Origin of the sequence: Rhodococcus sp. FH8, assembly GCF_019266085.1 — a bacterium.
Classification (GTDB): Bacteria; Actinomycetota; Actinomycetes; order Mycobacteriales; family Mycobacteriaceae; genus Rhodococcus_F; species Rhodococcus_F qingshengii.
In genome coordinates, this window is the sequence record NZ_LPNQ01000080.1 from 461,517 (window position 1) to 477,228 (window position 15,712).

Annotated in this window: 13 protein-coding genes; 4 read left to right on the top strand and 9 right to left on the bottom strand. The window is 62.8% G+C overall.

Translation table 11 applies throughout. The features are described 5' to 3' along the window. The first annotated feature begins 39 nt into the window (after positions 1-39). Positions 40-1,659: a CdaR family transcriptional regulator gene (locus ATN38_RS28820; RefSeq protein ID WP_003945928.1), complete on the top strand. Its 1,620-nt coding sequence runs from the start codon at positions 40-42 to the stop codon at positions 1,657-1,659. A 71-nt stretch (positions 1,660-1,730) separates the two neighbouring features. Here ATN38_RS28820 and ATN38_RS28825 read toward each other — a convergent pair whose 3' ends face one another. The 3 genes from ATN38_RS28825 to ATN38_RS28835 form a co-directional block, all read right to left on the bottom strand. Further along, on the bottom strand, positions 1,731-2,627 hold the full coding sequence (locus ATN38_RS28825; RefSeq protein ID WP_054188096.1) for a serine hydrolase: 897 nt from the start codon (positions 2,625-2,627) through the stop codon (positions 1,731-1,733). Between the two features lie 156 nt (positions 2,628-2,783). Further along, positions 2,784-3,419 carry a ScbR family autoregulator-binding transcription factor gene (locus tag ATN38_RS28830; protein WP_007734383.1) on the bottom strand — a complete coding sequence of 212 codons (636 nt, stop codon included), beginning with the start codon at positions 3,417-3,419 and terminating at the stop codon, positions 2,784-2,786. 238 nt (positions 3,420-3,657) lie between these two features. Further along, positions 3,658-4,086, bottom strand: coding sequence for an HIT family protein (locus ATN38_RS28835; RefSeq protein ID WP_042449536.1), 429 nt, complete (start codon positions 4,084-4,086; stop codon positions 3,658-3,660). A gap of 87 nt (positions 4,087-4,173) precedes the next feature. Here ATN38_RS28835 and ATN38_RS28840 point away from each other — a divergent pair, with 87 nt between their 5' ends. Beyond that, positions 4,174-5,415 carry a glycosyltransferase gene (locus tag ATN38_RS28840; RefSeq protein WP_007734387.1) on the top strand — a complete coding sequence of 414 codons (1,242 nt, stop codon included), beginning with the start codon at positions 4,174-4,176 and terminating at the stop codon, positions 5,413-5,415. Continuing rightward, entirely contained in the window at positions 5,412-7,559 is a 2,148-nt protein-coding gene (locus ATN38_RS28845) for a glycosyltransferase family 39 protein (RefSeq protein ID WP_218679729.1), read from the top strand. Before ATN38_RS28840 ends, ATN38_RS28845 begins: the two co-directional genes overlap by 4 nt. Before the next feature lie 85 nt (positions 7,560-7,644). Here the strand turns inward: ATN38_RS28845 and ATN38_RS28850 are convergent, their stop codons facing one another. The 6 genes from ATN38_RS28850 to ATN38_RS28875 all read right to left on the bottom strand — a co-directional run bounded on the left by ATN38_RS28850 (position 7,645) and on the right by ATN38_RS28875 (position 14,050). Next, positions 7,645-8,949 carry an HNH endonuclease signature motif containing protein gene (locus ATN38_RS28850; protein ID WP_218679728.1) on the bottom strand — a complete coding sequence of 435 codons (1,305 nt, stop codon included), beginning with the start codon at positions 8,947-8,949 and terminating at the stop codon, positions 7,645-7,647. A gap of 70 nt (positions 8,950-9,019) precedes the next feature. Beyond that, entirely contained in the window at positions 9,020-9,667 is a 648-nt protein-coding gene (locus ATN38_RS28855) for an ABC transporter ATP-binding protein (RefSeq protein ID WP_218749165.1), read from the bottom strand. A gap of 1 nt (position 9,668) precedes the next feature. Further along, entirely contained in the window at positions 9,669-10,586 is a 918-nt protein-coding gene (locus ATN38_RS28860) for an ABC transporter ATP-binding protein (protein WP_054188025.1), read from the bottom strand. Beyond that, on the bottom strand, positions 10,583-11,404 hold the full coding sequence (locus ATN38_RS28865) for an ABC transporter permease (protein WP_070162105.1): 822 nt from the start codon (positions 11,402-11,404) through the stop codon (positions 10,583-10,585). The genes ATN38_RS28860 and ATN38_RS28865 overlap by 4 nt, the downstream gene beginning before the upstream one ends. Further along, the gene (locus tag ATN38_RS28870; RefSeq protein ID WP_007734398.1) at positions 11,397-12,431 is read right to left on the bottom strand and encodes an ABC transporter permease; all 1,035 of its coding nucleotides are present in this window, start codon (positions 12,429-12,431) and stop codon (positions 11,397-11,399) included. Before ATN38_RS28870 ends, ATN38_RS28865 begins: the two co-directional genes overlap by 8 nt. Beyond that, the gene (locus ATN38_RS28875; RefSeq protein ID WP_218749167.1) at positions 12,428-14,050 is read right to left on the bottom strand and encodes an ABC transporter substrate-binding protein; all 1,623 of its coding nucleotides are present in this window, start codon (positions 14,048-14,050) and stop codon (positions 12,428-12,430) included. The genes ATN38_RS28870 and ATN38_RS28875 overlap by 4 nt, the downstream gene beginning before the upstream one ends. A 171-nt stretch (positions 14,051-14,221) precedes the next feature. Here ATN38_RS28875 and purD point away from each other — a divergent pair, with 171 nt between their 5' ends. Further along, positions 14,222-15,478: a phosphoribosylamine--glycine ligase gene (gene purD, locus ATN38_RS28880; protein ID WP_007734401.1), complete on the top strand. Its 1,257-nt coding sequence runs from the start codon at positions 14,222-14,224 to the stop codon at positions 15,476-15,478. Positions 15,479-15,712: the final 234 nt, after the last annotated feature.

Below are 15,712 nucleotides of genomic sequence, written 5' to 3' on the forward strand. Positions count from 1 at the left end.
TATGACACACTTCGTTCACCGGACGAAGGAGTGATAGACGTGGGCACCGTACGACCTCGCATCAGTTTGGTGCGGCTTCTCGAAGACGTGGGAACTACGGTGCTGAATCCGGTTGTCGGCGACCCGGAGGCGGTCCAGGAGATCGCCTCGGTGGTCATTCACGACCCCGACGACGACTCACCCTCGACACCGGACTCCATGGTGCTGCTCGTCGGCGTCACCGGAGGCGAACGTATCGCGGAGTCCGTGGCCGGCCTGGCCGAGCGCGGAGTACGCGTGGTGGTCGCGCGAGTGACCACCGAGGTCAGCGATGCGGACCGCGAATCCGTCATCGCCTCGGGCGTCGTGCTGTTGGCCTTGGCGCGAGGAGTCTCGTGGGTTCAGCTGACAAGCCTGCTTCATTCGGTGCTCTCGGCCCGAAACGAAGTCGGGCACATCCACTCACGCGGAGGCGGCCCGGCCGGCGATCTGTTCGCCTTCGCCAACGCTGTCAGCGCACTTCTCGATGCGCCGATCACGATCGAGGACCGCAGCTCACGGGTCATCGCCTTCTCCGGCCGCCAGGAAGAAGGAGACGGTCCACGTATCGCGACCGTTCTGGAGCGGCAAGTTCCTGACCAGTACATTCGAGTGCTCGAAGAGGCCGGGGTCTTCGACCGGCTCTATCGCAGCGACGATCCGGTGTGGGTCTCGGCCGAGACCCTCGGTACCAAAATGGGTCGTATCGCCGTGTCCATCAGAGCCGGCGACGAGTTCCTCGGCTCCATGTGGGTGGCAACCGGTGAGCCGATGTCCGACGACCGGATGCGTGCTCTGCGCGATTCAGCTGGGTTGATCGCGCTGCAGATGTTGCGGTTGCGCGGCGGCGCCGACGCCGAGCGCCGACTGCGCGCAGACCTGATCGCAACCCTTCTCGACGGTGGGTCAGGTGCGGTCGACGCGATGAATCGCCTCGGCCTCGGGACCGGCCCCGCACTCGTGATGGCTTTGGGTCGTAGGTCTTTCGAGGGATCGTCGAAGCCGGACGATGCCGCCCACGTGGTGCGACTGACCGACGCTCTGGCCATGCACCTCGGCGCCGTCCACTCGCAGTCGGCGGCAGCCTTGGTCAACGGAACCGGCTACGCGGTGCTGTCTGTACGAGGGCATTCCCCGGCCGAGGCCGAGTTGCAGGCGTTCCGTGTGGCCTCGGACTTCCTGGACCGGACCGGAGCGTCCGGCGACACGATCATCGGGATCGGCCGGGTCGTGACCAGACCGGCGCAGCTGAGCCGATCGAAGCGCGACGCCGAACATGCCCTCGAAGTGTTGTTGGCGGGACGAGCGTCGGGCAGCGTCGCCACCTTCAGTAGCGTCCACGTCGATGCCATCCTGTTGGAGATCGCGTCGGAAGCTGCAGCCGAAGGGTTCTCGGACCTCGGACCGATCGAGGCGATCGCCAGCCACGACGCCGCTCATGCGACCTCGTTCGTGGACACTCTCGATGCGTGGCTCAACGCGTTCGGTGATGTCGGTGACGCCGCGGCGTCATTGCACGTGCACCCCAACACCTTTCGGTATCGCCTCAGCAAGTTGAAGGGTATGGCCGCGTTGGATCTCGACGACCCCAACGTCCGCTTCCGGTTGATGGTGCATCTTCGTCTGCGCGGTCCACGTTAGCTCGAAAGCCGAAAAATGCGGGTCGCACTGATTTCTCAGCGCGACCCGCATTCTTTGTCAGTGGGTTCGGATCAGCTGTTGTTGCGAAGTGCTTCGACAGCGATGCGGCCGACGGTTCCGATGGAGGCGTCGATCTTCGGGGCGCGGTGGGTGAGCTCGTGGGACTTGGTGAAGACACCGACGGCGTAACGCTTGCCGTCCGGGTACGCCACGACGCCGGCTTCGTTTCGTACCAGTCCCAGCGTTCCGGTCTTGGCGGCGACAGTGACCTCGTCGGGGAAACCGGACGAAAGGCGGTGCGGCCAGACCTGCTTGCTCATGATGGTTCGGACCTCTTCACAAGCCGATGCGGGGCCGGCTTCGTCCCTCCAGATTGCAGCCAGCAACATTGTGATCTCACGAGGAGTACTGGAATTGGAGCGGGCGGGATCCATGACGGAAATTGTCCGAAGAATTTCGATGGGGGGCATTTCCAGCAAGGTGCCCTTGTCGACGCCGAGGTCGTCGTAGACCGTCTTGAAGAGGCCTCGGCAGTCACGGACCAAGTTGGTCTTCTCCAAACCGAGCCCGCGCAGCGTTGCGACGATGTTGTCGAGTCCGAGACGTTCGTACAAGAAATCCGTGGCGGCGTTGTCGCTGAAGCTCATCATGAGCAGAGCGAGGTCTCGCCAGCTTGCAGTCACGTCGTCGGCGCAGCCGCCGATACCGATGCCGCCGGAGCGGAACTCGGAGGTCACCGTGGCGTGCTCGGTCGGATCAAGGGTGCCTGCCGCTACTTCACGGGCGTACTGAAGCACAACAGGAATCTTGAAAACGGAGGCGAGGATGACACCTTCGTCCGCGCCGTAACCGAACTCTTCGCCGGAATCGATGTCGCGTGCGTGGACGTAGGCATCGGTCTTCGCTTCGGCGAGTACAGCAGCGATCTCCTGCTGTGCGCTCTCAACGTACGTGGCGGTTTCGGTCATTCGAGAAGCCCTTTCGTCGGTATCCATGTATCTGGGTTATTCGTGGATCTGACGATAGTGAGTCGACGACGGGGGGTCTTGTACGAATCGACGAAGGTTGGCGCACGGTTCGGTGCTGATGCGCCGAATCATCCGGGCGTCGGGGTGTTCTCCGGATCAGGACGCATAAGTTTCGAGGCGACATCCGACCAGTTCGGCGACGGCGCTGCGTCGCTTGTCGGAGACCACGCCTGCCAACAGGAGGGTGAACAATTCGTCGATACGGTCGTTCAAATCGCTTCGTCTGGTGAGAACGTTCGAAACCAGTTGAACGCCGGTGAATGCCGAGATCACCACGCGACCCACCGATTCCGGCTCCACATCGTCGCGGATGTCGCCTTCGAGCTTCGCGGCCTCGGCCAATTTTCGAAGCTCGCGGATCCACGCGACGTACGGGCCTTGCGAACCGTCGGCAGAGGCCAACTCGAGGGTAAGTCGGATTCCCGCACGAACAATAGGCTCTGCGACGAGTTGGCGGCCCATCTCGTGGCACACCATGACGAGCTGTTCCAGTGCCGGTGCGCCTGTGGCTGCAACTGCGGTGAAGGCACTGATCGAGATCTGGTGCTGTTCTTCGATCACCGCCTGAGCCAGTTCGTCTTTGGACGAGAAGTGAAAATAGACCGCGCCCTTGGTCATCTGCGCCGCGGACACGATGTCATTCATGCTCGTGCTGCCGTACCCCGTGACTTCGAACCGATCAGCAGCACCTTGAAGAATCTGTCGGCGACTGATCTTGGCACGTTCCTGCATTGCTCCCTTGTCCTCCGACTGTTAACACGTGAACCAGTTTTAGGGCCCTAGGTCCCGGACCAGCGACCCACGGTAGCAGCGAATCTCGTGCTCGCGCGACAGCGCGAAACGGACTGTTCGGTGTGCAATCGCAGGTCACGGTCGGTAGGAGCGACAAATGCGACCGCCGCAACCTCCGTTGGAGGCTGCGGCGGGGAGTCCAGTTATCGGCCAGCGAAATTCGGTCGAAGGTATGCGATCAACGAGTCGAGACAGTTGCCTCGAAGCCGAGGTCGCGTAGCGCCGACTTGAGTTTGGTCTGTGCCTCGTCGAGAGATTCGGGTGACGGCGAGGTGTCGGCGCCACTGATGTCGAAGTTCCCCATGTCGTATGCGGGGAAAACATGAACGTGAAGATGCGGAACTTCCAGACCTGCGATGAGGAGACCCGACCGAGGCGCGTCGAACGCCTTCCGCACGGCTTGGCCGAGGTTGCGGGCAACAGCGGTGACCTTGGCAAAGAGTTCAGGATCCACGTCCTGCCACTGATCGACCTCGGCTCGCGGAACCACAAGCACGTGGCCCTGCGTTACCGGCGCGATGGTCAAGAACGCGACGACGTCCTCGTCCTCCCACACGAAACGTCCTGGTAGATCCCCGTTGATGATGGCACTGAAGACTGAAGGCATACCCCGAGATTAGCCCGCGTCCGGTTGCCAGGAAACTCCCAGGCTGGACGCAGGTTCGTCGGAGCCGGCCCGACAAATCTAGGACGCATGACGACAGAAGCCATGCAGACCGCGGGCAGCACGGACGCAGAGGAGGTCTCCGCGACGACTGTAGTGCTGGACGTGGTCGTCCCGGTATACAACGAAGAGGCAGGCCTCGAGACGTGCGTGCGGCGCCTGCGCCGGCATTTACGCACGCAGGTGCCATTCTCTGCACGAATTACCATCGCGGACAACGCCAGTGTCGACGGCACGTTGGCACTGGCACGTTCCCTCGCCGAAGAATTCGACGACGTCCGGGTCGTCCACCTGGATGCGAAGGGCCGTGGTCGAGCACTGCGGCAGGTATGGAGCGACTCCGATGCCGACGTGGTCGCGTACATGGACGTCGACCTCTCGACCGACCTCAACGCCCTGATGCCGTTGATTGCTCCGTTGCTCTCCGGACACTCGGACATCGCCATCGGTTCCCGGCTGGCACGATCGTCCCGCGTGGTGCGCGGCCCCAAGCGTGAGTTCATCTCACGTAGCTACAACCTCATCCTCCGAAGCGCACTGCATGCTCGCTTCTCCGACGCCCAGTGCGGATTCAAAGCCATGCGCGTCGATGTTGCACGGCAACTACTTCCGCTGGTGGAGGACACCGGGTGGTTCTTCGATACCGAATTGCTGGTGCTGGCCGAGCGAGCGGGCATGCGGATTCACGAGGTCCCTGTCGACTGGGTGGACGACCCGGACAGTCGGGTGGACATCATTGCCACGGCAGTTGCCGACCTCAAAGGTGTGGTCCGTGTCGGGCGAGCACTGTCTACCGGTTCCCTTCCATTGGCCGAGCTCAGGGCAAGTTTCGGACGTGAACCGTTGGTTCCCGGAGTTCCACGAGGAATGGTCGGGCAGCTCTCACGCTTTGCCGTGGTGGGAGTCATTTCGACGCTCGCGTACGCGCTGCTCTACCTCGCTCTGCACTCGATCATGGGTGCGCAGTGGGCCAACGCCGTCGCATTGCTGGTGACCGCGGTATTCAACACCGCCGCCAACCGGGCCTTCACCTTCGGGATCCGAGGGTCGGAAGGATCCGCTCGTCACCAGATGCAGGGCCTGCTCGTGTTCGGGTTCGGTCTACTGCTCACCAGCGGATCGTTGTTCGTGCTCGACGTCATGGCGCCCGACGCTTCCAAGCACGTGGAGCTTGCCGTACTCGTCATCGCCAATCTTGTTGCCACAGTCAGTCGATTCATCGCACTGCGCTGGGTGTTTCGCACCGCACAATCCGTAGGAGCCAATCGATGACCGCCACTGCAGAGACACTCGCCGCGCCGCTGCCAGCGCCGGAACCGCAACGTCAGGTGCGCTGGGAACCGTGGGCACTGGGAGTGTTGTTGGTGGGCACCGGAGTCGCCTACATCTGGGGCCTGGGCGCGTCCGGATGGGCCAACTCGTTCTATGCCGCTGCGGTACAGGCAGGTTCGGTGTCGTGGAAGGCTTTCTTCTTCGGCTCCTCGGACGCTGCAAACTCGATCACCGTCGACAAGCCGCCCATGTCCCTGTGGTTGATGTCGCTGTCGGTTCGCATCTTCGGACTCAATTCCTGGGCGATGTTGGTGCCGCAGGCACTCCTCGGGGTCGGATCGGTTGCACTGTTGTGGGGAACGGTTCGACGGTATTTCGGTGCGGCCGCCGGCCTCCTCGCAGGCCTGGTACTTGCGCTCACACCCGTAGCGGCGCTGATGTTCCGGTTCAACAACCCGGATGCTCTGCTGGTGCTCCTGATGATCGCAGCAGTGTGGGCGATGATGCGCGCCGTGCAGGACGGCCGCACCCGCTGGCTCGTGTTGGTCGGTATCTTCTGCGGATTCGGTTTCCTGACAAAGCAATTACAGGTCATGTTGGTGGTTCCACCGCTGGCGCTCACCTATCTGATCGCCGGACCGCCGAAACTGGGTAAGCGCGTACTCCAACTGTTCGCGGCACTGGGCGGACTGATCGTCTCCGCCGGATGGTGGTTGGCAATCGTCGAACTGTGGCCGGCCGACTCGCGTCCGTGGATCGGTGGTTCACAGAACAATTCGATTCTCGAACTGACGCTCGGCTACAACGGGCTCGGGCGCTTGAGCGGCAACGAGACCGGAAGCGTCGGCGGCGGCGGAATGCGCGGTGCTGGTGATGCTGCGGCCGGCGCTGCTGCGGGCGGTTTCCCCGGCATGGGCGAGGCCGCAGGTGGTATGGCCGGGGGAGGTATGGCACCAGGTGGTGGGGCCGGCGGTGGTATGTGGGGGAGTACCGGCATTACCCGACTGTTCGAATCGGCCCAGGGCGGACAGATCGCCTGGTTGATTCCTGCTGCACTGATACTTCTGGTGGCTGGAATCGTGCTGCGAGGCAAGGCACCCCGCGCTGACACACAGCGTGCGTCATTCATCGTCTGGGGGCTCTGGCTGTTGGTGACCGGACTGACCTTCAGTTTCATGGCGGGAATCTTCCACGCCTACTACACCGTTGCGCTGGCGCCGGCGATCGCCGCGCTGATCGGTTCAGGATCGGTAGTGGCGTGGCGTCATCGTGACGTCCTCTGGGTTCGCATCATTCTGGCGGTGTCCTTGGCCGCAACCGTCGCGATGGCGTGGGTACTGCTCGGACGCTCGCCTACGTTCGTACCGTGGCTTCGCTGGACCATTCTGGTGGTCGGCATCGTCAGTGCCGTGGCAGTGCTGATTCCGGCAGTGACGCGAGGTCGATTGGCTGTGGCAGTGATTCTCGCAGCGATCTTCACCGGTCTGGCGGGTCCGACTGCATACGCGATCGACACGATCAATACTCCGCATACCGGTTCCATAGTTTCGGCCGGACCGAGCGTCGAAGGTGGAATGGGCGGGCCCGGCGGTGGCCGCGGAGGCTTCGGTGGATTCGGTGGCACGGCTGATGGCGGTAACCGTCGGACTGACGGGGCTGGGACCGGAATGCCGGGCACGCCCCCTGTAGGAATGGGTCAGATGCCCGGTGGTGCAACAGTTCCGGGTGGTACCACGCCGACCACCGACGGAACGCGAGGCGCAATGGGAGGCGGTGCCGGTGGTCTACTGCAGGGCAGCACGCCGGGAGCCGCTGTTGTGTCCACTCTCGAAGAGAACTCCGACCAGTTCACGTGGGTAGCCGCGGCAATCGGGTCCAACAGCGCCTCGGGTTATCAGCTTGCGACGCAGTCACCGGTCATGGCTATCGGAGGGTTCAACGGGAGCGATCCGTCGCCGACGCTCGCGCAGTTCCAGCAGTACGTGGCAGAGGGCAAGATTCACTTCTTCATCGCCGGCGGTGGGATGGGTGGCGGTATGAACGCCGAAGGCACCGCTACCGCCATCTCGACGTGGGTGACCGAAAACTTCACCGCCACAACGGTGGACGGGGTGACCCTCTACGACTTGACGGTTGCAGGTTGACCAACAGGAACGCACGCCAGGTCCGCATCGGAGGTGCTTCCTCCGATGCGGACCTGGCGTGAAGTTGTATGCCTGAGGTTCGTCCTCAGGTTTTGAAGGTGGTGTTCGCCGGCCGCGGGTGCTGCTGCGGGTCGATCGAGGGTGGCGGGATGAACCACGGTTTGTTGTCGACACCGATCTGAATCGCCCACTTCCCGACGAACCCGGCTTTGCGGTGCATCAACCGGTGGTGTGAACGGCACAGCAGGACCAGGTTGTTCATCACCGTCGGGCCGCCGTTGGCCCAGTGCCGGATATGGTGCGCATCAGTCCACGCCGGTACACATGTGCAACCCGGGAACGCACAGCCTCTGTCTCGGGCAATCAACGCAGTCCGTTGTTCGGCGGTGACCAACCTCTTCCCTGGTTTCGCATCGAGCGGCGCGCCGTGATCGTCGAGCAGAACGGTGGAGAGGAAACAATCACACCCGAGAAGCCTGGTCTGCGACACCGACAGCGGTCCGAGCCAGGGCATGTGCCCGACATCAAGATCCGACACAGCCATTCCGTCATCAGCAGTGGAGGGTGCTGCGGCGCAGTCCCGATGCTCAGCGAGATCACGGGCGTTGATGTGCACGTTCACGTGCGGGCGCTGACCACCGTCGGTGCCGGTTTTGGCGCAGTCGAGGTACCGGCGGATCAGTTCGGTGAACCCGTCGGCCGTCCGCTTGGCCGCCGACCGAGCATCCGGGGTTCCATCCGGTGCCGGGGTGGGCATCGTCAGATTCGACAACGCCGACAGCAGCATTTCACCGGTCAGGGCATCGAAATCACCACGCACCACCACCCGACCGTTCAACGTCGACGCGATCCGCAACTCGTTGAGATCGACATCCTCGGCGGGCGGGATCTCATCCGATTCGAACAACCGCTCCAAGGTCGCGATCACGTTCCGCACTTTCGTCGTCGTCGCCTCCACACCCGACGCAGCCGCCAACAACAAATCGATGCACTTCGGTAGCGCCTCCTCCGGCATCCCCTTCGGCGGTGACTCACAGAACGCCACGATCAACACAGCATGATCGAACGAGCAATCCCCGCCATCGAACCGAGCAGCCACCGCCGGAAACGGCCGCAACGCCGCACCCAACGCGGCGATCTTCTTCCCGTCCCGAACCTGCAGCATCGTGTTAGCCGCCAACCACGCACCCACCCCGCGACTGGCAATCACCTGATCATCCGGGCGCAACGACAACTCGTCCACCACCGCCACACGCACAGCCTCGAGACGAAGAATCTCCGCACTCGCTTCGACAGCAGCAGCACGCAACTCGGCAGCAGTCAACTGCCACAGGCGTCCGCGTAACCCCACCGCAGAACCCGACACCACATCCGACAACAAGACGCTCATTGAATCCCCCGATCCCCTGCCCAAATCATACTCGAACACGTGTTCGAGTCAAGAGTTGATTTTGCAGGGGCTAAGCGCTGATACTGTCGAGGTCGTGGACCACGTCGCAGCAGGCGTCGAGTAATTCGCGATCATGGCTGATGAGTAATACGCCGACGCCGGTTTCGGAGGCGCGACTCTCGATCAATCGAATGAGCGCGGCCGTCGTGGCGGCGTCGAGCATCGCAGTCGCCTCGTCGCAGATGAGGTATTTCGGTTGTTGCGCCAGCGATCTCGCCAGGCAGGCGCGCTGTAGTTGGCCGTCGCTCACCTGGTGGGGTCTACGGGACAAGAGATCGGGAGTGAGGCCCACTTCTGCTGCCAGTGCAACCACATCGATTGACCTACTGGCAATATCGCTGGGTTGACCGATGATCGAGGCGAGCGTCTGCCGAGGGTCGGTTGATGCGCGAGGTGACTGAAACAGCATGGACACCGTCCCGCGTAGTGCCGCGGGTACCGAGAATTTGGTACCCACAACGGGTGATCCGTCGATCCGCACCTCGCCTGACCACGGTGCGTCCAACGTGGCGAGAATCCTTGCAAGTGTTGTTTTTCCGGTGCCCGAAGTCCCGCTCAGGCCGATCAGCCTTCTCGGCGGAATTTCGAGCGAGACGTTCTCGAGCACCGGTCGGTTCCGGTGGTAACCGCTGGTAATTCCCAGAGCTTGCAAACTCATGTCAGCCCACCTTCCGCAGCGTTCGGTACGTGCGGTCACCCAATGTGACGAGTTCGGTCGGGCCACCGGATTGTTTCGACTCCGGGCGTCGTAGGTGATAGACGCACTCCTCGGGGAGATCGGTGAGTTGCGGTGGCGATCCCGGCATGGGAGTCAAACCTCTGGAAGGTAAGGCGCCGAGAAGGTCTCGGGTGTAATCGTGAAGCGGATCTTTGAACACCAGCGCGGCCGGGCCGGTCTCCATGATGCGTGATGCGTACATGACGGCAAGTCGATCAGCGACACCGCTGCGGGTGAGGGATGCCAGGTCATGGGTGATGAGCAGGACCGCCGCTCCGGCGTCCGCGCACTCTCGAAGTAATCCCATGACGTGGTCGGTGAGTTCGCGGTCGAGGTTGGCGGTGGGTTCGTCTGCGACGATCACCGACGGATTCCCGGCCAGCGCACCGGCAATGGCCACGCGTTGCGCCATGCCGCCCGACAGTTCGTGCGGGTAGCAGTCCAGGGCCGACGGTTCGAGTCCGACGCGAAGTGCCAAGGCATCGCAAGTGTGATCGCTGCCGAGTGCGTCGATCGTCTCCTGTAGCTGCGATCGCGCAGTGCGGACGGGGGTGAGATGTGTTGCGGCGGATTGTGGAACGAGAGCCACGTGCCGCCCACGGAACGCGGCGCCGGAGAAGACGTCGATCTCGAGGTCCGGTGTTCCGACGGTGACCGTTCCGGTTCGAGAAGCATTCGGCGGCAACATGTTCATGACCGAGGTGGCGATGATCGACTTGCCACACCCCGATTCCCCGACAAGTGCGGTCACCGTGCCAGCTTGAACGTCGAGGTCGATGTCGCTCGCAGCGTGAACTACCGATCCTCCGAGTAGAGGGATCCTGACGGTGAGAGATTCGATGCGCAGGCCGTGGTTCACAGTCGCAACTCCGAAGGTCGAGGGGGCGTGAGCATCGACCGCAGGGCCGAACCGGCGACGGCAACTGCGACGGTGGCGATCACGAGAACTGCGGCGGGGAATACCAGCGTCCACCAACCGCCGAGGAGCAGAGAACTGCGTGCCTCTTCGAGAAGCGTCCCGAGACTGGGCTTGTGCGGGGGAAGGCCGAATCCCAGGAAGGACAACGTCGATTCGTGCCAGACGGCGTGGGGCAGCAGGAGAACGACTGCGATCAAAGCCTGCGGCGCCGTCGCCGGCACGAGGTGGCGCATGATCACGTGACGTCGACTGGCTCCCGCGAGAATGGCGGCGTCGATGTAGGGACGCTCGCGCAGACTCAAGATCTCGGAGCGGATGATCCGGGCCACTTGGGTCCAGTGGGTCAGTGCGATCGAAAGCACGATGGCGGCAATGCTTCCACGGAACATCGCGACGATGACGATGCCGAGCAACAGGTGGGGGAGTGCGTTGACGGCATCGGTGCCGCGCATGACGAACCTGTCCACCCAGCCACCGACCAGTCCGGCCGTAGTGCCGACGGCGACGCCGATCACCGTGGCGAGCAGCGCGCAGGCGAGTGCGATCAGAAGTGAGGTTCTGATGCCTGCAGCTATGCGCACGAATAGATCTCGGCCCGCCGAGTCAGTTCCGAACGGGTGATCGAACGACGGAGCCAGGCGAGCTGCCGAGAAGTCTGTGACTCGGTCGTCGACGTCGGCCAACCATGGGACCAACGCCGCGTACAGCGCCACGAGGATCAGCACGCCGACGGCGATCTTGAAGCGTCGTTCAGCCATCGGTACTCACTCTCGGGTCGAGTACTGCAACGAGGACGTCGGCAATCAGTGAGCCGAGCATGACCGTCAATGTCGTACCGACGGTGAGGAACGCGAGCAGTGCCATGTCGAGGTCACGGGCTGACGAGACGATGGCGCCGGCGATCCCTGGCCAACTGAAGACCTCTTCCACCAGCACTGCCCCGACTATCAGCTCGGGCAGTCGCACGCCGACGATGTTCACGAAAGGCGCCAGTGAGGTCGGCAGTATGTGGCGTTTCGTGATGGTCGGCGTCGGGATTCCGCGTGCTACGGCGCCCGCGACAAATCCCTCACTTTTCGAACCCACGACGGATTCTCGGACCGCGAGTAGGAGCCACGGCATCTGCGAGATGGAGAGGACCGTCACCGGTAGCACCAAGTGCCGGATCACCTGTCCCGGTGTGGGATCGGCACCCCCGTCGGTCAACCCGGCGACCGGGAGCCAGCCGAGAGTCAACGCGAAGAGCGCGATGGCACCCAGCGACAAGACAAACGGCGGAAGTCCTTGGACCACGACGCTCAGCCCGGACACGGTCTTGTCCAAGAATCCTCCACTGCGGATTCCGGCGAGAACACCGAGTGTCAGCGAGGCGAGAATCGCGATGAGGAGTGAGATACCGACCAGCAGCAGGGTCCATGGCAGACGCTCGGAGATAACTTGGGAAACAGGCTGATTGAACGATCTGGAGATCCCGAGATCACCGGTGAACACGCCCTGGAGCCAATTCCAGTACGTGCTGTACCAGGGGTTGTCGAAACCCATCTGATCGGCGATCAACGCTTTGTCCGCGTCGCTGGTCGTCATATATCGCGTGCCCAGGTAGCCGACAAGTGGATCGAACGGTGAGATCGCGGCGGCGGCAAAGAGTCCCGCGGACACCACGGCGATCACCGGCACGATGAACAACGCCCGCCGACCGACCATCGTGAGGATGGCCTTTCGGCGGGAGTTGCCACGGTGGTCGAGCGATTGCCGCGCGTCTACCCGAACGTCGACCGCTGTCATTGCCCTCTGGCCCACGTCTGCAGTGACCACCACGGGCCCCAGGTCACACCGTGTGAGTGTGGCTCGAGTACAGGTCCGGACATCTGCCAGTCGGAATCCTTCGAAACGTACGTATGGTCGAGGAATACGAGGATGACAAATCCGGGATCCTCGACGTACGCCTGCTGCACGTCGCGATACGCGGCGTCACGCGTTGCCTGATCCAGGCTGCGGCGTCCTACTTCCAAGCCTGCGTCGACTGCTGGATTGGAGTAGTCGCTGGCGTTGTCGTAGATGCTGCCGACCCCGGGCGCTATGTACTTCGAGTTCAGCGCGTCGTACGCCTGCGTGTCTGGATCGAAAGGTTCGTCTCCACCACCGAGAAGCGTCGAATCCTGGTTGATTCGAGGGTCTATGCGGTCCCAGGAGAGCGCTTCGAGATCCACCTCGATGCCGACAGCGAGAGCATCGGAGGCAAATGCCTGAGCGAGATCACGTCGAACGGTGTCGACGGAGTTGTACATGATCGTGAACTGCGCCCGCTGACCGTCTTTCGAACGGATTCCGTCGGCACCTTCGATCCAGCCCGCTTCGGTGAGAATTCGCTCGGCCTCGGCCGGGTCGTAGGCGAAGGTTGCTTTCGGGTTGTACGAATCGCCGTAGACCTCGGGGATCGGAGTGGCGGCGACGCGGCCGTGTCCGCCCAGGACGTTGTCGATCATCGACTGGCGATCGGCGGCGAGGTTGAGCGCCATCCGTACGGCTTTGTCGCCTGCCACGGGATTGTTCGTCGGAAGTGAGAGACCGCGCCAGTCCGCTGACTGATGGGCAGTCACCGACATGTTGTCTTTGCCTGAGAACGTATTGGCAAGCAGTGGAGGGAGATTGGTTCCGTCGATCTCGCCCGACACCATACGTTGGGCGCGGGTGTTGTCGTCCGGAACGTAGAGGAGAGTGAGCTTCTTGATCTCCGGTGCACCGTCCCAGTAGTTCTCGTTCGCCTCGAAGACCGCTCGATCCGGTGAGAGATCGACGAGTGTGTACGGACCCGTACCGACAGGCGCGGTGTTCAACGGCGATTCGGCGGCAAGTCCGGGTGTCGCGAGGGATTCCGACGGGACCATGCCGATCAGCATCTTCGTCAGCAGGGGCGCATACGAGTAGGCGAGACGAAACTCGACTGTGCTGTCGTCGACGGCCGCGACGTCGCTGATCATGTCGTACGACGACCGCGCTTCGGAGGCGGAAGCCGGATCGAGGATCGCCTTGTACGTGGCAACCACGTCGTCGGCGTCGAAGGTCGATCCGTCGGAGAAGGTGACCCCGTTGCGGAGTTTGACCGTCCAGACTGTCGCGTCGGCGTTGGCAGTGGGCATCTCCGCGGCCAGAGACGGCTCGAATCCCGGCATGCCGGTACCTCCGGTGAGTCGGACGAGGCCGTCGTACATCTTGGCCTCACCGGCAGCGCCGAAGCCTGCGACCGGGTTGTAGCCGCCCAGCTCGTAGCCGTCGGCCAAGACCAGGCCGTCGTTGTTGCCCGAGGAGTCGGTGCCAGTCGGGCTACTGCACGACGTGATCAGAAGTGCGCCGATTGCGGCGGTTGCGGTGAGCGTCAGAACGCCTGGTTTGTGGAGTTTCACGGGTGTCCTTTCCTTGGTGGACAGGTGTACGAAAACATCTGTTCACCTATTCAGGTATTCATATGATCTCATCTCGAAACGGATATTTCGCACAAAGGCCGAACGCTGGGACCTTGGCCCCGCCAGTGGCACTCCGAGAGCCCTGTTATCGCAGGCCGTAGTCTGTTCACCGTGCGCGTACTAGTAATCGGCTCCGGAGCCCGTGAACATGCCCTCCTTCTCTCTCTTGCTCGCGATCCAGGTGTCACGGCCCTGATCTGCGCGCCTGGCAATGCCGGGATCGCAAAAATCGCCGAGCAGCACCCCATCGACGTCGCTTCGGGTGACGCGGTTACCGCGCTGGCCCAGAAGGTCGAAGCCGACCTCGTCGTCATCGGACCCGAGGTTCCGCTGGTCCTCGGTGTCGCAGACGCGGTGCGCGCAGCAGGTATCGCCTGCTTCGGGCCTTCGGCCGACGCCGCCCGCATCGAGGGATCGAAGGCTTTCGCCAAGGACGTGATGGCTGTCGCCGGCGTCAAGACCGCTCACAGCGAGATCGTCGACAATCCGGCCAAGCTCGACGAAGCACTCGACCGCTTCGGTCCCAACTGGGTGGTCAAGGACGACGGACTGGCCGCGGGTAAGGGCGTAGTCGTCACGACGGATCGTCTCGCCGCGCGCGATCATGCCGCAGAACTGCTCGAGACCGGACACCCGGTTCTCCTCGAGTCCTTCCTCGACGGTCCGGAAGTTTCGCTCTTCTGCCTCGTCGACGGCGAAACCGTGATCCCGCTGCTCCCGGCTCAGGACCACAAGCGAGTCGGCGACGGAGACTCCGGACCCAACACCGGCGGCATGGGCGCGTACACCCCATTGCCGTGGCTGCCCGACGAGATGGTCACGCAGATTGTCGACGACGTCGTCAAGCCTGTCGCTGCCGAGTTGGTCGCGCGCGGTAGCAGTTTCTCCGGCCTTCTCTACGCCGGTCTGGCGATCGGTGTCGACGGCCCGGCCGTCGTCGAATTCAACTGCCGGTTCGGTGACCCCGAAACTCAGGCCGTGCTTGCTCTCCTCGAAACGCCGCTGGGCGGTCTACTCAATGCAGCCTCGACCGGAACACTCGATTCGGTCGGTCCGTTGCAGTGGCGCGACGGTTCCGCTGTCACGGTCGTGATTGCCGCGGAGAACTACCCGTCAACCCCACGCACCGGCGACGTGATCACCGGAGCCGACGCCGACGGAGTCCTGCACGCCGGTACCAAGAAGCGTGAAGACGGTGCCGTCGTCTCGGCCGGCGGGCGTGTGCTGAGTGTTGTCGGAGTGGGCAAGGATCTGACCGAAGCTCGCGACGACGCCTACGCAAAGATCGCCGACGTCAAGCTTCCCGGCGGTCATTTCCGCAAGGACATCGGGCTCGGCGCCGTCGAAGGTCGCATCTCAATTCCCTGACTCGTTCTTTCGGAGGGCCGGTGAACTTTCTGTTCATCGGCCCTTTTCATGGAAAATCAACGGTTCCTCGAAGTTACCCACGAGTATGGACTTCTCGTTCGGTTTCTCCCGGTATATCTCAGCGCGGGGGTCACGGAAAGAGAAGGGCACACTTGAGCATTCGCGCTGGATCCAACGAACGGCACGCACGTACCAATTCCACGCTCTCGCGTAGAAACTTCTTGGCAGCAACAG